Here is a 22,486-nt window from a genome sequence, read left to right as displayed (position 1 = left end):
AACGGCAACTTATACCTACACCAGTCTTAACCAGATTTTGGCAGGGGTTAATTGCTCAAACATGAGCTCCCCGTCATACATATACACTGGGAGCACCTGCAATGACTTGGACGATAGGTATGATTGACGAACATATTCTTTGACCTCTTTGATATGCACTCCATTAGCAGACAACGGGACCAGTAAAGCTTCCGCAGATTGGCCGAGGAAATCGAAAGAGAATCGCGGGATTTGGAACCCTGAGAAGATTTCATCACTCTTCATGGTGATCGGCAATTGCTGAGAATTGACGATGAATATTGCTTGCGCGTCCACCAGCGAGTTATATGCCTGTTTAAGTGACATCCTTAAACTCAGTGCTTCATCTACTGTGTACTGCAAAGCATAAGTCGCTCTCTTTATGATCAAGTGAGCATCTCTAGAAAGTGGCCCTAGCTCAGAATGATTGTGATTAACGGGGTCCACTACACTTAACGAGATCGAATTTACATTTTGAAGCGAGAGTTTTTTGTGTTTGGCGATGGCATCGGTCGTGGCCTTAGTTTGCTTTTCATGGCCCGTATTCATCCCTTTCAAACCGAGGATCCAAAACTTCCACCCCGAAGAACCTGAAGGTTTCACGAGTACAGGCAAATGGTTATTTTTGTCTACATATGGCAGGTATAGACGGCGTAAATCGTCAGACTTCATAACGCTGTACCCGTTCGTATTCGCTAACTCAACGGCCAAATCTGAGAGCATTTTAATGATAATTGCTTCTTGTTGACGGTTAATGCTGTTCAGAGTCTCTAGAATATCGGAAAAGCTTGCCTGGAGCTGCTTGATACAAGCTTCTTGTTCAACCTTTGACAGACGGGTGAAAAAGAATGATTGCTCTTGAATAGTATCAAAACTGCCATCAGGTACCCCAAGCTTTGCTTCGATCTTCGCTGTCATCTTATCACCAAGGCTACGTGTTCTTTTTCGGCCCAGATAGTTGGATAACTTACAGTCCAAGAAGGAATTCAAATGGCTAATATTCCCTCGACTGTGCAATTGCAATAGTCGATTTAAGTTCTCGTATCTGGCCTGTTTAATTGGACAGTTCTCGACAAACTCAGTCGATTTTTCGGTAACGTGATGGCCTTGCGATGAATCCAAACTTTGAATCGATAGTGCGAGCTTTTCTTCTATAACCCTCGCCATACGCTTGCCAATTTGTTTTTTAGGTATGCCTTTGTGCGAAAGAAAACTAGCCAAATGAGGCATAGCCAATTTTCTACACAGATCTTGGATCTTGCCGCCATACTCACGGTTTACCAAACTCATCAGATTGTTATATCTGTTGATTTCAATTAAGCCCGTTCCTTTCTTACTCATGTCATCCATAATATGCCTGATAAATTAATTAAATTGCTTATCTGCAATAACGTCTTGAATGATCTCTTTCTCTGTATTCGATTCTGACTGAATCGAATATTTCGACAATGTATCTAAAGGAAGGGTTTCTAAGTGGCGCCTATACATGCGTTCACGTGCGCTTTTTCTGCCGTGATAAATGGGCATAACAGAAAAGAGAATGATTCCGAAGATGATGAAGCCAAGATAGAAAATGTTAAAACCCATAACCCATGAGAATCGCCATACGGCAAACGCAATGATCACAATAGAAACAAACAACGAAATGAGATTTTTTGTGTACGGTTTCCAAGATGGAGAGAATACGGGATCAGATAAATTAAACATAAAGATAGTTCCTATTGAAAGTTGTCTAGCGTCCAGCTGTCTGGGTGTGTCTCGCCTAATCCTTCAGAAGCGAATAAGGTATCTAACGTGACCCAGCCGAGGCTTATCCCATCGTTAAAATGAGTACAGAAAGCCAAGTGCATCCATGCTGCAGCCGTGAATCGAGCCATAGCCATAAATTCGATATTAAGGACTTGAAGCTCTTGTTCACATGCGACTAGGTATTTGTTTTTGGTAGGTTCACGATATGAGCCGCCAAGATTGTCCATGGAATGCTGAATATTGGGTTCTTTGGCCGCGAGAGTGAAAAGGTTGGGTAGATCTAGGAGGTAGTTTAGCTGTTTCAAACCGACATATTGATAACCTAGGGTGTAACAAATCAACGACACCCGAGCTTGCTCCGCTCGAATAAGTTCTTCGTTAAAGTTCCCCTCTTCAATAATCAATTCGTAGGTCAATATCAAACTCTCAATGTTGACGGCAAACCTGTCATCTAGATGATCGACGTCGGAATCAACCTGGCATTGAGTGTCCATTAATTCACCTCCGTTCTGTCGTCAACTTGTGGTTTGACGGCCATCCCATCTTTATTCAAGGTAGTTTTGCCTAGTTCATCAGGCGTATTGATGCCGTATAACGATTTGTATAGGGTCCAACTCGGACATTCAACAAGCTGCTTGGTCTTTGTGTACGCCGGAAAAACAAAACCATCATCCCCTTCAACAAAGCCGTCTAGTTTTACTATTTCTTCTATACAGTACTTGCCGACTTTCTCGTGTGTGTCTAAATACGTTTTACTTGAATCAACATAGGCTTCTCGCGTTTCAATTTTCTCAATGGCCATACCGTTTACCGGATCGACATCAATATTGGTAAAAGCATTGTATTGGCGAATCTGTGAGTATTCTTTGAACAACTTGAATCGCGTTTGATCTGACAAATCCAACTCAACCGCTTGTTGCTGACTGAGTCTGTTCGGCTCAGAGCTACAGCCAATAAGAGTGATCAATGCTGCCGCGAATGCGCTGCGTGTTAATGTCTTACGTTTCTTCATCATTACGTCCTTTTCTATGGTGAGTTGCGATGTTGGTTTCAATCATTGAAATCTAGAGTGATTCTCATATGTCCTGAAAACAATGGATGTGCTTAAGGTTGTCACGTGGACAGAATCTGCCGACCTTGCTATCTGAATAAGGAACTCGGTACAGAGCAGCGTTGAGCGTTCGAAGCCCATTTCGATGTTTGCCATCGGTAAACAAGTCGATTTTTTTACCTACAATTCTTTCATGGCGCATGATGATAGAAAGTTCGAGTTGCATGAGAAGGACCAAAGTTTCTGTGTCCAGCTCAACCAGTTGGTCATAGGTGCAGATGGCTTTCAATTGACCGCGAACGGGCATCAGCTTCAGTCTGAACCCATGCCGATGAAGCAGGTATGGGTGAATGGGTTTAGGCCACATTAGTTAGCCCCCTGACCGATGCACTAGCATTCTGAGATCTGAACACGAGACAGCAGTTCTGCAATGGCCAGCAATCCAAAAACAATGCCGGTTACTTTGAAGTGTTCAAGATAATTTTGCAGTGGCATAACATCGGTTGCTAAGAGCAACATACCCGCAAACCCAATTAAGCTCATAACGATGTATACACTTAGTCGAGAATTCTTTTCCATAGCAATCGGCCTCAAAAAACAACTATTGTTTAATATTAAATAATAGCATATATTTATACAACTCATTTTCAACACTGCCAACAAAGTCAAACGGAAAACTTCAAAAAACGCACATTTATACACGGTATCAGATGGGAATGTCTCTACAAGACAAAAGCCTCGTGCCCCGCCGACTCCTCGATGCTAATGGACAGTTGAGGCTTCGCCTCCAGACTCCCCTTCCTAATTAGATAAGCCGCTTCGCGGCTTGCTTTTCGCTCTTTTTTCGATCCATTTCTATTCTTCTCTTTTCTTATCTCTCATTCTCTCTCTATATCTATCCATGTTTGGCTTCGCCAAACAGCCGCCCGAAATAGGGGCAAGTTAATCAACCATCTACCGCCCTTCGAGCGGAGCGAGTTAAGCGAAGCTGCTCTTCGCTCTTCGAGCGAAGCGAGGGTGCGCGAAGCGAGGGTGCGCGAAGCGAACCAGGCGAAGCCTACGAGCGCAGCGAGAGGTTCTAAGGGCGAAGCCCTATTCTGTAGGAAAAGCGAGTGGTTATTTTGGGTGTTCAACGCGGCTGCAGCGCGTCACTTGGGTAAAGGGAGTGACTGATACCGTGTATGTTTTATCGACTGGCGCCATTATGGTTAATTGATAAGTGCCAGTTTCAATGCATATCCACTACGAAACTGCCAAAAAATGAACTCATAACTCTCACAAATAGAAATCAGCGTCCACATTTGAGCATTAACCGCCCTAGTTACGCGATTTTTCTCAATTTTCGCCGATTTTGGGTGAATTTTTCATTTTGGACTAGAAACGCCCAACTTTGGGTGTCACCATAAACACAGAGATATTTGCAGGAATTGGTGCCAGTTGTTTTGTATATAAGGCAGCTACCAACGAAATTTAATTCAAGATGCTCAATTAGGTCAAAGTGGGCAATCAACAAAGGAAGATTTACGAATGAATAATAACGAAAAAGAACCTATACCGAATAATGAAGTAACGGCGACCGCCGGAAACACACAAGCTAAAACCAATTGGTTTAAAGAGGCTATATATTCACTCAAAGACCCTATTTTCTATACCTTTGAGTTTCTTGTATTTATCTTGGTGTTTGGTTACATAGTAGAGAAAATCAGTCCCGTCCCGATCATAGCTTCATTGCTAGGCATAGGGGTTCCTTTTTTAATTGGATTCATGCTGCTAACGTATGTCTTTTCCGGCATGTTAGTTTGCTCAAGGAAATGGTTCAGTGGGATCAATCGAAGAGCGCTTTTTTTCTTGCCCCCTACTTTCTTAGGAATAGTAGCCGCATTCATCCTATTTATTTTTTATCGCGATGATGTAGTCCCGTTATTACCAATCCAAATTTTGGCCAGTGGCCTGAACTACACGGTGATCTTTCTCTACACATTTCTGACGTTATTCGTTACTGCAGGCTTCTCCGATAACAAACACGTAGAGTCTTCGACCCTTCGCATCGTATCAGCCAGTGTTATAGCTTGCTCATTGATCCTTTTCCTACTGGGAATCAACTACAGCCAATTCGGTACCCTTGTAATCCATGTTGGCGCAGGTTCTCTTCTACTAATCATTGGTGCAAAATTGGGGATTTATCTCTGCATTAGAGTGGAATCGGGAACGAGCTCTCTCGCTGACTCAATAGAACGCGTTCGGTTGAAGGCAAGAGAGAATCAACAGAATGAGGTATTCTTTGCTTCTTTAGGCTTAACCATTGTTCTGCCTGTCTTCATTTTGCTTGCTTGGGTTGCTCATGAATCTGACTACAACACGGTTCAGTTCATTTGTTATGAACAGCAATACATTCCAGATGTATTCGGAAATTTTGCTAGCGATTGCGAAAAGATTGCACAATTTAAATAGCTTATCCATGCCCCTTTGGGTTCCGGCTGTATATTCATCATTGCAAAACCAATCAAACAGGACGTTTATGAAAAGAATACTGCTCACGTTATTACTGGTCATCACTTCGATAAACGCTTATGCCGATGTTGAAGTTAACCCTGTTACTTCCGAGTATCAAAAAATAGCAGATTTAATGGAAACAAATCGTTACCTTGCACTAACGCTGTTAATAATGAATACCAACACCGCTAAAGCCTGCGATTTGGTGGCCAGTTATGAAACCCTACTCAATCATGACTCTGTAACTGCAGTGACGGATTCAATCCGGAAAAAAGATGGATTGGACGGCTCACAAGAACAACAGAAACTGATTAATAATGCGACCTACCATGTTTGTATTGAAGAACTCGGGGCTCAAATCGAAGTGATTAGAACAAACTTTGATGAAATTGAAGCTCGATGGAAAGACTATGAGTTGAAGTATTTCGGTTCTGATAGAAAAGTAGACGGGTCACAATAAAACTCGCAACACACCGCCACAATTGCTCAAAATAGCTCAACGAAACAAATCGTTGAGCTTTTTTTTACATTAAGCTACCGCGGCCAAAAGCACATCTTCAAGATCTTGAACCTTGATTGCCTCAAGCTTTGGTGCCGTATGTTTTAGTTCATTCAGGAATTGAAGTGCTTTACCTTCGAGCTCTACCCCGCCACAGACCACAATGAAACGGTTATGTTCGGTTCGCGCAGCATCCAAAGCGGTATATGCGAGTTTCTCGATCGCGGTACCCTTAACTTCCTGATACTTGACCACGATCTGAATTTTCCCCGCAGCAGTGTTTAACAAAAAGTGGGCACGATCTGTCTTGTCAGCGATAAGACTTGGGTATGCCACATCTCGTTGGTATGTATAAGTTTGTGCGAATGGACTGTATTCAAAGCCGCAACCTTCAATAACGGCAGCGACATCTTTCAGCAAATCTTTACGACACATATTTATCTTCCTTTATTCGACTGAGACAGCACAGATGCAGCATACGTTTTTGTTTGTTTGCTGTACTTTGAGCTAGTAAGAACGTGGGATGCTTTAGCTTCAAGCTTTGAACCAGTTTGCTTAGATGAGTCACGTTGCGATAAAGCAGACGCGGCCAACTGTTTAGCAATCTTAGAAGAGGATGAAGTTGATAGTGTACGGGCCGCTTGAGCAGCTACCGATTTGGAAGTAACTTTGTTATTCATACTTAAGTTTCCTTAGATAATTGGATTTATCATTGAACTCGGGCTATGAAAAACTTATGCTGAAAGCGCCAACCACAACTAAAGCTTTTCTTGCACCCTAGTGCAATGAAGTTATTTGTTGTTTGGGCCTTTAACTTTTGTTATCGGCTCAACCTTTAGCTGGGATGATTATTTCATCCCAGCCAAACCAAACATAGACACTACATGTTGTGTCACCATCCAAAGCTAGCAAACTATTTTCTTACAAACAAGCTCACTTTACGCCAACCCACACCATCTCCTGTGGATAACTACCAAAAGTAAAAATAAGTTGTGAGTAACCACAAACCCACCAGCCTTTATAAAACAAAGCGAAACCAAGTGCTTACGCTATACTTTCACTGTATATTGGCAATTGAAAAAATAAATAGCTTGCTTTGTGCAAAGAAAAATGGCGGACACTATTTACTCAAACACCAACACAAAGTATCAGATTTGTCCTTTGATTTAGGTCAATTTTGATGCCAAACCCAACAGTGTGGATAAAATCAAACCAACTGTGGATAAAATGAAACCACTATATGTTGTGTTTTTAGATATTCTGTTGACCAACGAGTATCCACTGTTACCGCGATAGCAAGACATGACCACCAGCAGTAAACTCATTTGCTAGCATTTGTCTATTTGTGGTGGACGTGATGTGCTGTTCTGGTTACCAGAGCAGTGTGCAGGTAACCAAACTCTAATTTGAAAGGAATGCATAACCTAGTATCTGACAATACAGGAGAACGAACAGGTTAGCTGTAGCAGTTGGTTTTGAATGTATATGTAACTCTTGGCTGACTGGTTGGTTTCGTTTACTAGTTATATCAGAACTTCTCGACAATCTTTCTTTAAATCTACCGGTTTCAGCATCCCCTTTATTTCAGGATCTAGGGACTTAACCTTAGTGCTTCGCAATTCAACCATTGTACTGATGGCAATTTGAATCTCATCAATGTGGTAGTTAGAGTTGAAATGGTTTTTTAGTGCAAGCTCAAACGCCTTTACGTAAACGGCAAGCTTATCAAGCTCTGTAAGCTGGAGACCATACGGCTTTAGTCCTGGGCGCACCTTACTGTAAAACACTTCAGATGAAACTTTCATATCTCCAATACTCCCTGTCTTAGATGCAATGTCTATCAATCTCAATGTTTACTTTCTATACTTCATTTAAACTTTAGATACAATAGGTGATCTATGAAGGTTTCAATTGTTTGTAAAAATGATTTGGCCCACGTGTCGGAGATGAGTAAACCTGAAGAGTTAAAGCCTGTCGCCAGGCAAGAAAAGGCGGCTCAATCCATTCTGGCTCAAGTGAGAGAGTCAAAATCGTTTCTCTTGTGCCACTGCGTTGATCCTCCGGCAAAGATGTTTGTTCGTTATGCTTATTCTTCCTTCCATATTGTTAATCACGCTGTTGAAGGTATCCACGCAGACAATTGCCCGATGAGAACGGATGTCAAAGGCTCTATTGAACATTCACCAAAGCCTTCTAGTGACCAAGAGAAGCTAAGCTTTAGATTTCATGAAAAGCTTTCTGACAAACAACAGGGATTACCACTGGGTAAGAAGCAAACTCTTGAAAGCAACAATGCTAATTCAGTTCGCGAGTCCAAGCTTAGTCAGCTATTTAATCTATTGTGTAAATCTACCCTTTCGAATTGGCATTTCACAAACAAGCTAAACTCCCCGAACCAAGCTTTGATGAAGTTTCGAATAGCGGCGGAATCGATCTCATTTGGTAAAACGACACTCAACCACTATTTATTCTTTGGCCATAAAGGCTTTAAGTACGCAATAAGTAAGTTGAGAAGTGATATCTCTACAAATAAATGGGATGGACCAGGTCGGCCACAAGCACTAGTTTTCTTTATTACCAACTCGTTTGAAATCAATGACAACTTAATCAAAATCGATGATGTCCACTACCAGTTCACCCACCAATCGCACTTAGCTAGAGACGCTAGTGGCCCTTACTTTTTAGCCATTTCGGTTTGTCAGAATAAAGAAGGCTCTGTTCGACCACACTCGCTGTTTATCAGACCTATATGTTCACAAACCCACCTATCTCCAGTTGATTCAAATGAAGAAAGGTCCTTTATTCTCGCAGCTATTAACCGTATCAATCTTATTCAAAATAGATGGTCTATCCAACGAACCGTCTTTAGTAAATCCGTTATAGAGTCTTCAGCCTGCATCCTCCCAAACTATGTCATTCAGCAAAAAAATGCTGCAAACAAAGTGATCTACCGTGCAGTTGTTAGCCTTAGTCCTGATACCAACATGATCGGTTTCATGCCAAAACAAGAGCCTGTTCCTATGGATATTTGGAGAGCAAACGCGAGGATCAGCGTCAACCTAAGCGACCCAACGGAAAACATCGAGACCATATTTAAATAACTCATATCCACTTAAATTACCATACTTGACCAACTTAATTACCATAAGCAAACACCACATAGAAGGAACACTATGCGCTCTATTACTATTAAGTCCTTAACTTTACTCGTTATCCTGAGTTCACCTGTTGTGCTTGCTGGTGGCAATACAAGTATTGAATCCTTCAGTAAAGCTAAACGCTTGATGCAACAATCTATCTTTATCGGCGAAGAATTCCAGAAAACTTTTTATTGTTCTGCTGCATTCAACCAGAATAAAGAGGTCACGCTACCAAGCGGCATTATTACCACTAAGTATATGAATAGATTGAAAAAGTGGGAAGCCGAGCATGTGTTGAGTTCTGAAAATCTCGGGCGTTCATTTGTAGAATGGCGTGAAGGTCACCCAAAGTGCATCGACTCCAAAGGCAAATCTTTAAAAGGTAGAAGATGTACAACTAAAGTCAGTAAAGAATTTCGCTTAATGCAAGCTGACCTATACAACCTTCAGCCTTCTCTTGGTGCTGTCAACGCGGCGAGACAGAATTATAATTTCACAATGCTGCCTCAAGCTAAATCTAATTTTGGCTCATGTGATATGAGAATAGATAACCGTAAAGTCCAGCCACCTGAAATAGCCCGAGGGCAAATCGCACGTACCTACCTCTACATGGAAAATGCTTATCAATCGTACACAATGAGCAGTAGTCAAAGAAAACTTATGAAAGCATGGGATCGTCAATATCCAGTAACAGACAAAGAGTGTGAAATTGCTAGAAGAATTGAAATAGTTCAAAAATCAAAAAACAACACACTCGCGTTACGCTGTCACTGGGCGTTGGGCGCATAGAAGTCATCTATGCGCCCTGTACTTATCTAGATCTTTTCTTCTATATTTACTTCCGGATCCACTGCAGGGATCTTGTCAGTGTCTTCTTCGTTGTTATCTTCATTTGCATTTGGTTCCTGTTCGGGAGGCGTTGTATCTTCATCAGCATCATCTTTAACCGGTGTCACTTTCGCATCCAGGAACTTGTTTGTTTCATTAAGCGATGCAACCGAAGCTGACATGCCCGTTGGCTTGTCAACTTTTGAAAGTTCGGATAGTTCAGTTGCGTTTAAAGGCTCCCAATCTTTCCTTGCGACAATCGCAATATTTTTGTCAGTAACATATTCGAAGCCTTTTTTACCTTTTCTCGCAGCAAGCACTATTTTACTGTAATCCTTGAACTGTAAGCTTAAACCTGACATTTGCTCTTTATTTAACTCAGCATCGTTTGGATTTAAGCTCCCCCACTCTAAGAACTTGTTAACCACCATTGACACAACTTCGTTTCTGGCACATTCAGACGTTAGCATTACAAATACAGACTTAATATTCGAGTTATAGGCTTTTTTGTCACCAGTAGAAAATGCCTCACTCACAGCTTTGAAAGGTAGTGCTTTCTCTAAGAAATCCTTCTCGTGTTGGTAGGTTTTAAGCTTTATATTATCGATTTCTGTAACCGAGAAATTAGCTCTATTCATCGTTATAGAGCCAGATTCTTTACCATTTTCGCTCATTGCATACGGGATGATGATTATGTCTTTTACTGGGTCACTCTGCTCCTTATATTCTAGAGGGCGCCTAATACCTGTATCACCTTCATTCACAATTTTTCCTGATTTGTACCATGCTCTCAGGTTTTTCACATACTGTAGTTGTGTTTCTGCGTCTACTGTAAGCGGCTTACTCATCGTCAGAATCCTTTCAAATTTATTAGTAATTATCGCTACTTGCTAGCTCTGTTTTTTCTGCCTTGGCCGAAGCCTCTGCTAAGTCGACTACGAACTTGTGATTTAATTTAACCCGTTGTGCATTCCCAGTTCCTTTCTTCCTTAGTAATTTATACAGACCTCCTACCAATGCACCAGCTGCCCACCAAGCCTTGCTGCTGCTGTTACTGTGAACAGCACCAAACACAAGACAATAGTCAATTGAAACGTTCAATTTGCCACTAAAGCTTTCCGGTAACTCCCAAATACCTTGCGAGAGTAATGGCATATCTGAATAACAAGCTGGTGGGATCCCACTTACTTCAACCGTATCTTCCAGATCTTTGAAAAAACCAGATTCAATCAGGCACTTAAAGTCATTGCCTAAATCTTTAACGTCTCTGCTCTCTATATCAGTCCACGTAAGGAACCCACCGTTTGGCTCAAAGGTATTATTGTTACTCTTCCCCATATACATAGTGGTGCGAACCGATTCCTTATTTGACGAATCGGTGATACCTACATCATTAATTGTTGTAGAAAATGATGTTGAAAATGCTCCACCAACAGTGGGCACATCGCCAAACATAGATGCATTTATGGACAAGCTACTACTCTTACTACCAGAGTAGTCAGTGGTCGGTGGTGAATGCTGTTGAAGTTGAAGCTTTGTTTCATCCTTTCCATCAACCAATGACACATTCATTTCAATGTTACACCCAGCTAAAAACCACCCTTTATTATCCGAATCATCAAGCACAAGGCTACCACTATCAGAGGCTTGCAACGACTGAGCAACACTGTTCACGTTTAGGTCATTGGCACTGATTGGGCATAAGGAAACTAATATCGCCTTTTCATCTGGGTTATTCGCCAATTTCGATAAAATTCCCCATTGAATGGGCCCAGTAACCCCCCCAACCTGAGTGTTCGCTTTTTCCTTAAAAGATGGGGGGGCTAAATTAAATGGTATGTCCCTATTTTCTATACCTTGAGATTTATAGTCATTCATCATAACTTCCTTGAATTTAGGATTTTTTTAATAAAAACCAATAGAAGGTCAAAGTATAGAATTAAAAGAATCGCCTAATGATGCATAGGCAACCAATTGAGTCATGATTTAGTAAATTTGCGAGCCTTTGCAACATTTGTCTTGCCAGAAATGAAAAAGCTCACAAGTTGTGAGCTTTAAGTTTGGAAAAGGGTGTTGACCTATTTTTGTGACTGTATCTTCAATACTGTCATCGATATTCTATCTGCCAACGAACGCTTAGAAGGCAGTAAAGCAATTAAAGCCAGTATCGGCGCCACACTATATAGGCAAATAGCTCCCCCCCTAAAAACCGCACTAGAGAGCTCTAAGGCAGCATCATCTTGGCCTACAGGTGTTACCCGCAAACCAAGCAACTTCTCGCCAACTGAATAGCCTACCGTCTGATATAGGACAACGAAGTAAATAACGATCAATAGGAAAAAATGAATAATTGCCCAGACACCATACTTTTCCAAGCCGCCAATTAACGAGCTTAGGATTGTGTAGGCTACAATAATCACGATATAATCGACCATGTATGAAATAAATCGCCTTAAGTTAATCATGCTACTATCCCTGCTTCATTAACATACTTCATGACACTCAATAGTGAATCGTTCTTAACTTGGCTATCCGATACTCCTTCTTTCTCGTTTCTTGTCTTGATGAGTTTTTTCATATTTGGGTAACCCAGGACATGACCAATCGCCATGTTGATTTCATCATAGTCAAGTCTATCTCCCAGCTGATCCACAACGAGATCCCTCATGCTTACATCCTCGGCATCACTCGCCATTTGCCATACCAGACCTGCAGGTAACATGGAGACAATTGGTTGGATTATTGGAGATTGAACTTCAGGAATAATCCCTATGTACAGAAGTCCCCGTCCTTCTCCGTTGATAATGCCCGTTTTTCCGATATATGGTGCTAACGAAGAAAACTCATCTTCATTAATTTTAAACTGGTTCTTTAAGCACTCTTCCGTTTCGCGCCCAGGAATATTGCATATAAACGTGTTAGTGGCTAGCGCTCTTAAATCGGGAGAAATCCGTTCGTACATCTGGGTTGAAAGTGTAATAATTTCTCTATATTTTCGTGCCGTCTTGATCTCTTTCTTCAGATTAGAAGTGAGCTCTTTGCAATCAGCCTGTTCCAGTTCATCATGGTAGTAGTATTTGGGAAGTGGTTTCTTTTTCTGTGCAATACGCATAGCCCGTTGATGAAAGACGGGGTCAGCTTCAATTTCTACATCATCTACATGAGTCCAGAAATGTCGCTGCGCTAAGCCTTTAGCTAGAATAAACCAAGCACTTTTCATGGAGTTTGGTGCAGAATCTACAACGGGCTTTGCATTGACAAACATCATACTTAAGTCGCTGTAATCATGCATAGGGTAAGTGCCGAGCAGGGCTGTATAACGATTAGTAAGAAGTTGTATTGACGCACCAATAACTTCTAGCAGTGGCTTATTACCAAATTCAAATACACCCATTTGAGCTGTAATCTCAACCCCCTTTAAGCTAAGAGGAAGCTCAGATAAAAGTGGCCACATATACCTATGTGCTAGCTTTGAATATAAAAGGCATTGTTTTCTTAATGGCCTAGTTAAGCTTTGAGTTTGACTCGCTAGAAATAGCGCGTTCCTAGCATTCAAGTAGCTGATCTCAGGTTCCGGTACTAAGTGACTTTGAACCACTGGGTGCTCAAGCATACCCATGATTTTTTCCGCGCCGGTTTGCGATGGATCGATCGGTCTAGGGGAATGAATGCTATCCGCTATCATATGTTCAATTATTGCTGAAACACACGATTCTAATTGAGGCGGAGCACCATCTTCAGAGCCCCCCGTTACCACTTTACAGATAAATGCCGTGGCAGTGTTTACTTCAGGTTTTGATAATTTGTTGTATCCAAACTGAGGTTCAAAAATGTTGTATGCATTCTTTTTGTGATTAGACAAACTGATTGCAGCAACTTGATTTTGATCGTCTTTTTTAAGGTTAGCTTGAATGGTCTTTGCGTTGTAAAGGATAGACTCTCCATAATCAACACCAGCAAGCAAAGGCAATGAGCTAGTCCCTGAAATATAATGGATTGCACGAGCTAAGTTACCCATTGCAACAGATTTACCAGAGCCCATTGAGCCAGTAATGATATTAAGGTGATGCGATTGCAGGCTGTCGAAGTCCATTGGCCATGGTTTAGCATCGGGTGTGAGATAAAGCATAATACCCGACCTCCAAGGAGAAACAGGTCTTACTAACGGAGCTGAAACCATTGCTTGTTCCAAACTATCACTACTTGACCTACCAATTGGTTTTGAACTGTATCCAGGTAATGAAGACAGTATTCCCTCCGTTGGGAACGTACAAATTCGTTGTCTTTCACCACCCCAGCCACGCAATGCGGTTTGTAATGCCTTATAATGTGTCGTCACCTCATCTTCAGTATCAGCCCAAACAGTTACTGATAGATAACAGTTAACCGCACAGCCACCATTACGAACAAATTCAATAACTTGGTTGCAGGCTTTCATAATTGAGCTACTGATAGGATTAGTTCTAGCTACGAATGTAGTCAAAGAAGACTTCGTTCCCTTAGTTCGCTTAATGGCTTCTGATCCTGAAGTTAATGTGTATAAAATTCTCAACGGAATTTTCCGATTGATTTTATTTATTAACTCACGCATCAGTCTAGGCTCGTCACCTACAAGATACCTTTCCAATGTTGCATAGCATTTGCCGTTGAACCTTTTCATTGAAGACTTAGAGCAGTCCTCAAATGGCTCTTCAACAATCTGACCGTGTAATGCAGCATGACCAACCTCATTAGTATCAACAAACGGGGTATGATTGTTCATTATCTTGGGATCTGAATTGTGTCTTGTGCTAGCAAACCATTTTTCTGAGTTTTCAAAGTCTCGATAAAGTAATTGACGAATTTCCTCTAAAGCTTCATGTGAGGTGAGTGCTTCGATGTGTATGTATTCACGAATGACAGCTGACATCTCTCTTACGAACGACAAGTGTTGGTCAGAGATCTGTCGAGTTTCCTTCCAATTATTTTGTACATTAGTGTCTTTCTTTATGCTGTTTAGTTTTAAGTCGTACTCATTAGCTAGCTTGGTGTGATTCTTCAAACCTTCTTGCTTATTTAGGCTGTCAACACTTTCAGGATTAGTAGTCAGCACAATATAATTTAGCTCGGGCTTAATATGACTTGCTATTAACCGTTTCTCACTTTCGTTGAGTTTTGCGTTTTGATAACCCATTTCTTTTGAAACGGCATCAACAGATTTTAAGCAATTTTCAACATAAGCATCAGCGCGACTTGCATCAATATCTAAGATAAAATCAATCCGGTAACCGCTCTCCATGAAATTTTGTCTCATTTCATTAGACAGAATATTAAGTATTTGGTGTTCTTGATGCTTTGAGTAGAATCTATATGAACCTTTAAGTCGGAATATCGATATTAACGATCCATCATTTGCTACCAAAGAATTCACATCGAGGTCGGAAGTCGTCTCGAGCTGACAGATTTCGTGTGGTTCGTGTGCCAGAAGATTAGCTAATAAACTTAATATCCCCATTACAGTCTGATCCTTCTATGGCTTGCTTGGCTCTGTTCTAAGTTGTTGCTACTTCTTGTTGAAATTGAGGTTATGACTCTTTTTACACCTTCAGCACGTTCATGTTCAGCCAATTTATCTATTCTATGTAGTTCGACAATATCAACCGCTTTAACAAACGTTGGGAACTGAGTTATTAGCTTTAATGGCACATCCAATCTTGCTAACTCTTGATACGTTTTAGGCATTTCGCCACTACTAAATATCTCATTTGGGTCTATATCCATGACCTATCCTCTTATGTCCGGCATTGCGCAAAACTGTGCAGCTATATTATCCATTTTTGAAAACTCTGAAGGCTGCCCCCAGACTCGAACACCGCCAATCCCAAACCCAGCTAAAAAGTAGCTATCTGCCATAAAAGCTTCAGCTAATTTGCCACAAATAATGCGGTCATAAGCCTTTAAATACACACCAAGACCGGTACTACATTTGGTACCATTCTTTGAGATTTTTTCGGCCAAACCAGTCCAAACATTCTCAGCACTCACCCCTTTAGCGAAACAATACCGATTGGTTTCAAGATCGATTTCTGGTCGAATGTCTAACTTTCCGCCATCCGTTTTAATTCCTCCCAATATTTCGATTTCACAGTATCTAAGCATTTCAATTACTTCTGGCAAACAGGCCCATACACGCATAGAAGTGTTTATGCCTTCGTTCCCAAAAGAAAAACCCTGCATACGATTTTTACTCATAGACTTAACGTGAATATTGAGAATCGCAGCCGTATTTTGATGAAGTGCTTTCAGTGCTGAGACTACTTCGGTTGTGTTTGGCAAATTTTTACCGTTGACTACACCAGCAACCGTATTTCCATCTTTAAGTGTAAACTCAGACCAATGGCTATTAAGCGGATAGTTTTGATTAAGCAGGTATTCAAAATGGGCCATTCGAGGGAGCGTATAATGTCTGCATTTTAGATTTACGGAGGCGTTTATTTTGGTTGCACCTTGTAAACTTTGATAAGCGTTATCTAGGGCCACTTGAGTGCTTGATGGACTGCTGCTCGCAAACTCAAAATAACTGTTTGGTAGTAGCAAGTCGGTTAGACCCTGATTAAGCCTGTAATTAGAGGTAATAGGATCAAGCCCAAAAATGCTTTCCATGTGGGCGACTATTGAGCCGACTAACTCACCGAGCTTTTCTGCTCCATCAATATTTTTAGCTATGTGAAGCTCGCGCATCATTTGCGTGACGGATAATCTTAGGAATTGTTCTGGTTTTATATGTGGGATGGATTGAAGCCCAGAAGCGACATAAGCTTTATAAGGCACATTGGTGATCCAAGCGACCGACATATCTAAATCAACTGCAGATTTGAAATCACTGACCAACCCATTATGGTAGTAATATCCACCTTTAGGTTTTGATTCGTTCGAAAAAAATGCAACTCCAACTTTAGCCATTCGCTTCACTCCTTTGTATGTGCTTTTCCAAAATAATTGGCCACTGGTTAGGTTCGTAAAAATCAGCGAAAAAGTCTTTATTCCTACTCCATTCCTCAATTTCTCTACTAAATGAGTCAGGATGAAATAGAAGCCTCAAGCTAGGAAACTTTGAGTGCCTAGACTCATATTCTTCATCACTCATGTTCCTAAAGTCTTCTGCTAAGGCACGGATGTTTTGAATCTTATAAGCCCTTTGAACCTGATGATTGGTGTTTTCAAGAAGCTCAATCCACAAAGCGGTGTTTCTGGCTATTTTTAGCAAGGTCTCGCCACAATTTTCAGCCCCTAATGTACGAGCAAGATAATTGGTCACCCAAGATATCCTTACGTACGCATTTAACTCTTCTTGGCTAAGTGAATCACAAAACACCAAGGTTCCTAGCTTGTTGTCGGCAACGAAGCCTAAGTGCTCACACAAATGACACAAAGGATCACGACATGAAAAATTAGATACCTTGTTATGTTTGTGGTTGCCATCCAAATGATGTACATGTTGATATTTTGGCGAAGAAAATCCGCATTCGGAACATACAAAATCAACGCTCTGCAAGAACTTTGGCGCCAGTAAATCAAATTCGCTATTTTCATATGGTTGTGGTGGTTCAGAAATTCTTGAAGTACCACTCCGGCTTACACCTATGAACATATATATGCCTTTATCAATCTATTTACCACATCATAACCAATTCAAGGTTGAATTGCCAAAAGTGTTTATGAATTACATCCGGAGGTCGATAGACGGGGATTTTAAGAAGGGAAGATAACTAAAATAAAAGAGTAATTGGTCGACATTGGTGGCCATTGAAGGCCACCAACTGCCTATTATTGTTGGCCTTTTAAATCTCGATAATTAACTCCAGAAGTTGTTGTTTCGACAACAGCAGCTGCTTCGCCAAAATAGTTTATCCAAGCAGAAGGGAATGTCAACGCGCAGCCCGCTATCGCACAAATCAACACCATCTGAGTTTGACCTTTTGTTGGTGTTTGTGAATCTCGACTATTCCATGCCCAAGTACATAAACTGAAAACAATCAATCCGATACCAAAGAACATAGCAGCAGTATACATAGCACTGCCCCCTGCCCCAAAGATAGCGTCAACATTTTTCATGCCCTTTTCCATTTTCGTTTCGCCTGCAGCTAAAACTGAAAATGGCAATGTACTCATACCAAGTACTACTTTTTTTACAATGTTTTTCATCTTCACTCCGTGTTACTACCCTGATTAAATTGATATGTTGTATTTTCGGATAAGTTAGCTCTACCATCTGAGTTGAGCTCTATCGCATCCGCACCGCTACTAAACCCTAAGACTTCACCTAAGTAATCTATGCCTCCATGAAGCGTCATAAATGCACCCGCTATTGAAAATGAAATTGGCCACATTAAAGACGTGTGTTCGTCTTGTTTGCTTGCTCGGTACCATCCCACAAAACCAATAACGATTAAGAAGAGACCAAGTACAACTCTTGCATTCCAGATGACCGCTATTCCTAATCGAATGTGTCTGATTAGGCTCAATCCTGAATCTGCAATCGTAGAGTTATGTGTATTTGAAGCGCTTGCACCGAGGCTCCAAAATATAAAGACCTGCAAGAGCAAATACTTGGCGTGATTTATCAGCCTCAACGTAGCGCTCCAATACAGTAGGTTGCAGAACAAATTGCGCCATCAGGTGAGATCTCTTCAACGGTTCCAATAAAGTCATAATATTTGCCTTTTTGGATTGAATATGTTCTCTCACCTTCTGTCTTAGCTAAGTTCACGACTAAAGCTGTTTCTAAATTTGGTCCTTTAGTCACAGTGGCCCAGTCTGGTAACAGAATTTTCCCATTTAGGTATTGCACCCCCCTACTTGGTGTCGGTTCCATATTTTGAGCGTATGAGGGTTCAATCATTTGAACAGCCGCAGTTTGCGTCTCTACAATTTCAGGTGGTAAATTTCCGATGTGTTCGACTGTAGTCATGGCTTCTACAGTTGAACTTGGTTCGACACTCGCTACAGCAACGGCCTGTGGTTGTTGGGCTACTTTTTTGTGTTTTTGCTTAGCTTTTTTAAATTGCGCCAACTGAGTTGGTGTATATTCTTCTCTTTTTTGGTCTATGAAATATTTAGAACCAATAAGCAAGACAGCGTCCTTACCACTCCCCTCGATACCCGTCACCTTGTGACGGCCAAGCTTCGAGTTAAATGGTTCGCCGTTATATAAAGTTACGTAATGAGACTTTCCCGAGGCTCTATCTGGCGCTTGGATAGAAAACACACCATCAGCCATCTCGCCTAATATATTGAACTCGCGCAAACGCTGTCTCGATTGTTCAGGTATCGCTATCGCCTTGGGGCGATTTTTAAGTTCGGTATGCAAGTTTGAGATAGCGTTTTGAAGCTTGAGGATCTCACCATCAACTCTATCGTTATAACCAACTTGTGAGGTGTTAAAAATTCGATATGGTTCAAACATAGGTTTGATGATGTCGGTTACGAGGTTAGGTAAATCTCGCTCCAGCTCATCTCTTGCCAAACTAGCGGCATTACTTGTTATTTTTTGCGTCCGATTAGTAATTTCACGACTGATTTTTTCATCAATGTTTAGTCTGTTTATCACTTCTACGGTGATGATGTTTTTTTGAAGCTCGCTCAATGAGCCAAAACCTTCTTGCTTTGAAACTTTCCGAACTTCTTCCGATATTATTTGAGGTAGCCCCGCTCTTAACGAAGAGACTTGGCCATTAAGCTTAATTTCAATTGCATTGATGCGCGCATTGAGGTCTGGGCCATCGTTTTTGTTGAGAAGGCCCATATTTTTAAGCCCCACATAACCACCACCAACTAACCCTGCTAGCACCAATGCAGATACGATGCCCAATTTCAGTTTTTTAGATGCCGGTTTCTTGGCTTTTAATTCTGTGCTGTCTGGTTCTTTCGATTCCATGCTGAAGTCCTAGTTTTTTATTTACAAAAGACGTATATATTCTATGCGAATTTATTTCCACAGTTCTGTATTTTCTTCATCCGTTATATTGGTGGCGGTCACAACTTTCTTTTGTTCAGGGAGGTTGACGCTGTCTTTATTGGCGATGACACTTGATTTCCATTTAGGTGGTTGTGCCTGTGATGGCGTTACCTCCTGTTGCTTTGAATCTACGGTATCAGTTTTCAATACCATATCTTCAAACAATAAATACATCACTTGCCCATTTGGAACTTTTACCTGAATTGGTCTGTTTGCATAGTTATATAAAATTGGAAGAAAGCCTTCTGCAGCTGTAGCAACACTATAAACAATCCTTTCTGTTGTGCCTTCAATGGCTCCAGTAGAGATGTTGGTATCTCCATTCGAAACTGTAACATCAGTGTTCGTCAATGATTCTAGAAAACCTGACATAAACAAGCCAGCAAACAGCCCTCCGAAACGCTGTATGTAATGATGATCTACGTCATCATCAAATAGTGCGAGTTCAGTATCCGGTGAAAGAGCCCATGCTTTAACTGGTACTGCTTTTCCGTCTACTATTACACTTGTGACCGTCAGAGCAACTCCTGGAGCTTGTTCAATCAGCTCAAACTTACCAAACGCTACCGATTTCTTCGCCTTACCAGTTAGGATCTCAACGCGCAATGGCCCAGGAACATCACTGTCAATCGGAAGTGTTGTTTTGGCAGCAACAATTTCTGCAGCTTCGAATAACACGTTCTGAGGATTGGGCTTCAGTTCTGGCGTTTCTTCTTTACCGTCTAACCTCAACCTTACCTTTTCACTAGCTGCGAGTTCGAGTGCCTTTAGGTAGTTAGGGTGTATACCTGGTAGCGTCTGCCCCCCATCGGATCTGTGCAAGGCAGATGCCGCTGGCAGCTTCGCATCTTTTGGACTGAAAACGGTACTTGATGTCGATGCATAGACATTTTTAGATGGTTTATATTCAACTTTGAATTTGTTGCCGGAATCAGGGACGTATGGTAGACCAGAGAATAATGACCTAGCCCCATTATTAATCTTCTCTGCTCGTAACCTCGCCTTCTCTTGCTGTAATTCAAGTTGCCTACTGTTTGATGCTGATTTTATATCTACTGCTTTTTTTCCCGCGCTTGAGTTAGCTAACTGTTTCTTAAGATCATTTATCTGGTTAGAAACGGGCTTTTCTTCGTTTGGCAAAGGCAATACCACTACGTCACCTGTAGAAAGGTTCGTTACTTTCTGCTTATCAGCCTTTGCTACCTTCTCAGACCCATTTGGAAGTAACTCTTCACCTAATTCATTAACTTCTTGTGCAATCGGCACCTTCTTTTTCAAAGAAGCAGAATCTTGCTCAATCGCCGATTCACCTCTCTGTCCAACGGTTTCTTCTTGTTCTGGTATTACCCTTGTTTTACTAATATGGTTTTTCCCTTGAGCAATAGCTTCTTCTCTATCTTGTTCTTGTCTCTCAATAGATTGCTGAGCTATTGGAGAATCTTCGGGTACTACAATAACTCCATCAACCGACTTCCCTAAAACATCATTGGTCTTGATCACTGGAGCCCCTTTTGTTTGGGTACCAGTAGACGATAGCTCAGCTTCAACTTGTTTTGTTGCTGTTAAGATGGCGAAGGCCATAGCCCCTAAAATCACTGAAAATATGACGATCACTGTTATGATATTTTTAACTTTTTTACTAATCTTCATTATCTTCTCTCATCACTGACAAAGGCTTTAACCTTTGCTCTTCCATCGAAAAACCAATAAAAAGATCGTGGGTACAATTTATAAAGGTTATACGCGCCAACACTACCTTCTTGAACCAATGAGCTTCCCTTACCTCTTAGGTTGGCGGTTGTTCTGATATAAACAAAGTCATTGTATAGAAATGCTTGACCTTTGATGCCTTCAAGCTTTGCTTCCTTTGCTCCTGAAACACCATTAGTTGTTCCAGATAAGAATGAATAAAATTCAGGTCCGGCCTTAGCAACATCGACTCTAGAGGAAGACGTGTATTTCAATGGTTTTGCGTTAGGGCCGATTAATGGAAGTATCACTTGTCTTCTAGAGTTAAAATAGTCGGTGTTCTGGGACGTAATTCTAAATGGAATCGTAGTATCAAGGCCCTCTAGTACAAACCAACCACTATTAGTAACGCCAGCGGTTTGAGCTTCGAGACTGTATGAGTTATTTGGCATTTTTTCGGATTTGAATACGCCGTCCGTACCTTGTTTGACCAACAGAATAGGCCAAGGAGCCCCTGTTTGATCGAAGAATGAAATCGCCCCTGGGAACCCTGGATACACCTGCAAGTTGAGTTCCTGCGGTAATGATGGGTCAAATGGAACAGTGTCTATCAAGCTTTTGGGTGGCTCATGCAGCAACTTGTTTTTGGCGAATACAGCTTGTTGTTCAAGTAACCTCATTTTTTCAATGAAGTTTGGGTCTGAATTTATTTTATGTTGTAGATATAAGTCATTTTGTGCATTTTCTGCACCCAACAATTCCAGTTTGGTTCGGTTCTTATAATTCGACTGTAATTTTAAATATTCCAAATTAGTAATGTATCGTTGCATCGCATTTTGTTGTGGTACTGATAGTTCATCAACATGGATAAGTACTTCTTCAATCCCGCCATACTTAAATAGGAGAGCACTAACAACCTCATCCTCAGTCAAAACATTTGATAACACAGGGTTACTAAAAGAAAGCAATGCTGCCCAGCAAAGACCTAAAGTGATATTTGAAACTATATTTTTTTGAGCCAC

Annotated in this window: 24 protein-coding genes; 4 read left to right on the top strand and 20 right to left on the bottom strand. The window is 41.2% G+C overall.

Annotated elements, in window-relative coordinates; genetic code table 11:
* Positions 1-15 precede the first annotated feature (15 nt).
* From OCV52_RS24060 to OCV52_RS24040, 5 genes are all read right to left on the bottom strand, one after another.
* Entirely contained in the window at positions 16-1,359 is a 1,344-nt protein-coding gene (locus OCV52_RS24060; RefSeq protein ID WP_137406594.1) for a hypothetical protein, read from the bottom strand.
* A 24-nt stretch (positions 1,360-1,383) separates the two neighbouring features.
* The gene (locus tag OCV52_RS24055; protein WP_137406595.1) at positions 1,384-1,725 is read right to left on the bottom strand and encodes a hypothetical protein; all 342 of its coding nucleotides are present in this window, start codon (positions 1,723-1,725) and stop codon (positions 1,384-1,386) included.
* Positions 1,726-1,736: 11 nt separating this feature from the next.
* Positions 1,737-2,261: a hypothetical protein gene (locus OCV52_RS24050; RefSeq protein WP_137406596.1), complete on the bottom strand. Its 525-nt coding sequence runs from the start codon at positions 2,259-2,261 to the stop codon at positions 1,737-1,739.
* Entirely contained in the window at positions 2,261-2,782 is a 522-nt protein-coding gene (locus tag OCV52_RS24045) for a hypothetical protein (RefSeq protein ID WP_137406597.1), read from the bottom strand. The genes OCV52_RS24050 and OCV52_RS24045 overlap by 1 nt, the downstream gene beginning before the upstream one ends.
* 426 nt (positions 2,783-3,208) lie before the next feature.
* Entirely contained in the window at positions 3,209-3,397 is a 189-nt protein-coding gene (locus OCV52_RS24040) for a hypothetical protein (protein WP_137406598.1), read from the bottom strand.
* Between the two features lie 948 nt (positions 3,398-4,345).
* On the opposite strand from OCV52_RS24040, the gene OCV52_RS24035 reads away from it, so the two are divergent.
* Both OCV52_RS24035 and OCV52_RS24030 read left to right on the top strand, forming a co-directional pair.
* On the top strand, positions 4,346-5,269 hold the full coding sequence (locus OCV52_RS24035; protein WP_137406599.1) for a hypothetical protein: 924 nt from the start codon (positions 4,346-4,348) through the stop codon (positions 5,267-5,269).
* A 67-nt stretch (positions 5,270-5,336) separates the two neighbouring features.
* Entirely contained in the window at positions 5,337-5,771 is a 435-nt protein-coding gene (locus tag OCV52_RS24030) for a hypothetical protein (RefSeq protein ID WP_137406600.1), read from the top strand.
* A 69-nt stretch (positions 5,772-5,840) separates the two neighbouring features.
* On the opposite strand, the gene OCV52_RS24025 is transcribed toward OCV52_RS24030, so the two are convergent.
* The 3 genes from OCV52_RS24025 to OCV52_RS24015 form a co-directional block, all read right to left on the bottom strand.
* Complete coding sequence (locus tag OCV52_RS24025; protein ID WP_137406601.1) at positions 5,841-6,245, bottom strand: PD-(D/E)XK nuclease superfamily protein; 405 nt, start codon at positions 6,243-6,245, stop codon at positions 5,841-5,843.
* 2 nt (positions 6,246-6,247) lie between these two features.
* Positions 6,248-6,490 carry a hypothetical protein gene (locus OCV52_RS24020; RefSeq protein WP_137406602.1) on the bottom strand — a complete coding sequence of 81 codons (243 nt, stop codon included), beginning with the start codon at positions 6,488-6,490 and terminating at the stop codon, positions 6,248-6,250.
* 843 nt (positions 6,491-7,333) lie between these two features.
* Complete coding sequence (locus OCV52_RS24015; RefSeq protein WP_137406603.1) at positions 7,334-7,615, bottom strand: hypothetical protein; 282 nt, start codon at positions 7,613-7,615, stop codon at positions 7,334-7,336.
* A gap of 93 nt (positions 7,616-7,708) precedes the next feature.
* Here OCV52_RS24015 and OCV52_RS24010 point away from each other — a divergent pair, with 93 nt between their 5' ends.
* Together OCV52_RS24010 and OCV52_RS24005 are read left to right on the top strand one after the other, a co-directional pair.
* Positions 7,709-8,911, top strand: a complete 1,203-nt coding sequence (locus OCV52_RS24010) for a hypothetical protein (RefSeq protein WP_137406604.1) — start codon at positions 7,709-7,711, stop codon at positions 8,909-8,911.
* Between the two features lie 72 nt (positions 8,912-8,983).
* Positions 8,984-9,739, top strand: coding sequence for an endonuclease (locus tag OCV52_RS24005; protein ID WP_137406605.1), 756 nt, complete (start codon positions 8,984-8,986; stop codon positions 9,737-9,739).
* Between the two features lie 26 nt (positions 9,740-9,765).
* Here the strand turns inward: OCV52_RS24005 and OCV52_RS24000 are convergent, their stop codons facing one another.
* From OCV52_RS24000 to OCV52_RS23945, 12 genes are all read right to left on the bottom strand, one after another.
* On the bottom strand, positions 9,766-10,626 hold the full coding sequence (locus OCV52_RS24000; RefSeq protein ID WP_137406606.1) for a hypothetical protein: 861 nt from the start codon (positions 10,624-10,626) through the stop codon (positions 9,766-9,768).
* A gap of 22 nt (positions 10,627-10,648) precedes the next feature.
* A complete protein-coding gene (locus OCV52_RS23995; RefSeq protein ID WP_137406607.1) occupies positions 10,649-11,659 on the bottom strand; it encodes a hypothetical protein in 1,011 nt (336 codons plus the stop codon).
* Between the two features lie 197 nt (positions 11,660-11,856).
* A complete protein-coding gene (locus tag OCV52_RS23990; RefSeq protein ID WP_137406608.1) occupies positions 11,857-12,243 on the bottom strand; it encodes an RDD family protein in 387 nt (128 codons plus the stop codon).
* Positions 12,240-15,272 (bottom strand): hypothetical protein, encoded by a 3,033-nt coding sequence (locus tag OCV52_RS23985; RefSeq protein WP_137406609.1) that lies wholly within the window; start codon positions 15,270-15,272, stop codon positions 12,240-12,242. Before OCV52_RS23985 ends, OCV52_RS23990 begins: the two co-directional genes overlap by 4 nt.
* Positions 15,272-15,538: a hypothetical protein gene (locus OCV52_RS23980; RefSeq protein WP_137406610.1), complete on the bottom strand. Its 267-nt coding sequence runs from the start codon at positions 15,536-15,538 to the stop codon at positions 15,272-15,274. Before OCV52_RS23980 ends, OCV52_RS23985 begins: the two co-directional genes overlap by 1 nt.
* 3 nt (positions 15,539-15,541) lie before the next feature.
* Entirely contained in the window at positions 15,542-16,720 is a 1,179-nt protein-coding gene (locus OCV52_RS23975) for a hypothetical protein (protein WP_137406611.1), read from the bottom strand.
* The gene (locus tag OCV52_RS23970; protein ID WP_137406612.1) at positions 16,713-17,408 is read right to left on the bottom strand and encodes a hypothetical protein; all 696 of its coding nucleotides are present in this window, start codon (positions 17,406-17,408) and stop codon (positions 16,713-16,715) included. The genes OCV52_RS23975 and OCV52_RS23970 overlap by 8 nt, the downstream gene beginning before the upstream one ends.
* Before the next feature lie 176 nt (positions 17,409-17,584).
* A complete protein-coding gene (locus OCV52_RS23965) occupies positions 17,585-17,962 on the bottom strand; it encodes a hypothetical protein (protein WP_137406613.1) in 378 nt (125 codons plus the stop codon).
* 2 nt (positions 17,963-17,964) lie between these two features.
* Positions 17,965-18,282: a hypothetical protein gene (locus tag OCV52_RS23960; protein WP_137406614.1), complete on the bottom strand. Its 318-nt coding sequence runs from the start codon at positions 18,280-18,282 to the stop codon at positions 17,965-17,967.
* A 104-nt stretch (positions 18,283-18,386) separates the two neighbouring features.
* A complete protein-coding gene (locus OCV52_RS23955) occupies positions 18,387-19,694 on the bottom strand; it encodes a hypothetical protein (protein WP_137406615.1) in 1,308 nt (435 codons plus the stop codon).
* A gap of 51 nt (positions 19,695-19,745) precedes the next feature.
* Complete coding sequence (locus tag OCV52_RS23950; RefSeq protein WP_137406616.1) at positions 19,746-21,425, bottom strand: DotG/IcmE/VirB10 family protein; 1,680 nt, start codon at positions 21,423-21,425, stop codon at positions 19,746-19,748.
* Entirely contained in the window at positions 21,425-22,486 is a 1,062-nt protein-coding gene (locus OCV52_RS23945; protein ID WP_137406617.1) for a DotH/IcmK family type IV secretion protein, read from the bottom strand. The genes OCV52_RS23950 and OCV52_RS23945 overlap by 1 nt, the downstream gene beginning before the upstream one ends.

The sequence above is a fragment of the Vibrio chagasii genome (assembly GCF_024347355.1).
Classification (GTDB): Bacteria; Pseudomonadota; Gammaproteobacteria; order Enterobacterales; family Vibrionaceae; genus Vibrio; species Vibrio chagasii.
Note: the sequence above shows the minus strand (reverse complement) of the source record. Positions and strands in the feature narration are given on the sequence as shown.

Bases quoted from the DNA above. Each gene is read 5' to 3' on its own strand.
- OCV52_RS24060 (WP_137406594.1), bottom strand. From the start codon at position 1,359: ATGAGTAAGAAAGGAACGGGCTTAATTGAAATCAACAGATATAACAAT.
- OCV52_RS24055 (WP_137406595.1), bottom strand. From the start codon at position 1,725: ATGTTTAATTTATCTGATCCCGTATTCTCTCCATCTTGGAAACCGTAC.
- OCV52_RS24050 (WP_137406596.1), bottom strand. From the start codon at position 2,261: ATGGACACTCAATGCCAGGTTGATTCCGACGTCGATCATCTAGATGAC.
- OCV52_RS24045 (WP_137406597.1), bottom strand. From the start codon at position 2,782: ATGATGAAGAAACGTAAGACATTAACACGCAGCGCATTCGCGGCAGCA.
- OCV52_RS24040 (WP_137406598.1), bottom strand. From the start codon at position 3,397: ATGGAAAAGAATTCTCGACTAAGTGTATACATCGTTATGAGCTTAATT.
- OCV52_RS24035 (WP_137406599.1), top strand. From the start codon at position 4,346: ATGAATAATAACGAAAAAGAACCTATACCGAATAATGAAGTAACGGCG.
- OCV52_RS24030 (WP_137406600.1), top strand. From the start codon at position 5,337: ATGAAAAGAATACTGCTCACGTTATTACTGGTCATCACTTCGATAAAC.
- OCV52_RS24025 (WP_137406601.1), bottom strand. From the start codon at position 6,245: ATGTGTCGTAAAGATTTGCTGAAAGATGTCGCTGCCGTTATTGAAGGT.
- OCV52_RS24020 (WP_137406602.1), bottom strand. From the start codon at position 6,490: ATGAATAACAAAGTTACTTCCAAATCGGTAGCTGCTCAAGCGGCCCGT.
- OCV52_RS24015 (WP_137406603.1), bottom strand. From the start codon at position 7,615: ATGAAAGTTTCATCTGAAGTGTTTTACAGTAAGGTGCGCCCAGGACTA.
- OCV52_RS24010 (WP_137406604.1), top strand. From the start codon at position 7,709: ATGAAGGTTTCAATTGTTTGTAAAAATGATTTGGCCCACGTGTCGGAG.
- OCV52_RS24005 (WP_137406605.1), top strand. From the start codon at position 8,984: ATGCGCTCTATTACTATTAAGTCCTTAACTTTACTCGTTATCCTGAGT.
- OCV52_RS24000 (WP_137406606.1), bottom strand. From the start codon at position 10,626: ATGAGTAAGCCGCTTACAGTAGACGCAGAAACACAACTACAGTATGTG.
- OCV52_RS23995 (WP_137406607.1), bottom strand. From the start codon at position 11,659: ATGATGAATGACTATAAATCTCAAGGTATAGAAAATAGGGACATACCA.
- OCV52_RS23990 (WP_137406608.1), bottom strand. From the start codon at position 12,243: ATGATTAACTTAAGGCGATTTATTTCATACATGGTCGATTATATCGTG.
- OCV52_RS23985 (WP_137406609.1), bottom strand. From the start codon at position 15,272: ATGGGGATATTAAGTTTATTAGCTAATCTTCTGGCACACGAACCACAC.
- OCV52_RS23980 (WP_137406610.1), bottom strand. From the start codon at position 15,538: ATGGATATAGACCCAAATGAGATATTTAGTAGTGGCGAAATGCCTAAA.
- OCV52_RS23975 (WP_137406611.1), bottom strand. From the start codon at position 16,720: ATGGCTAAAGTTGGAGTTGCATTTTTTTCGAACGAATCAAAACCTAAA.
- OCV52_RS23970 (WP_137406612.1), bottom strand. From the start codon at position 17,408: ATGTTCATAGGTGTAAGCCGGAGTGGTACTTCAAGAATTTCTGAACCA.
- OCV52_RS23965 (WP_137406613.1), bottom strand. From the start codon at position 17,962: ATGAAAAACATTGTAAAAAAAGTAGTACTTGGTATGAGTACATTGCCA.
- OCV52_RS23955 (WP_137406615.1), bottom strand. From the start codon at position 19,694: ATGGAATCGAAAGAACCAGACAGCACAGAATTAAAAGCCAAGAAACCG.
- OCV52_RS23950 (WP_137406616.1), bottom strand. From the start codon at position 21,425: ATGAAGATTAGTAAAAAAGTTAAAAATATCATAACAGTGATCGTCATA.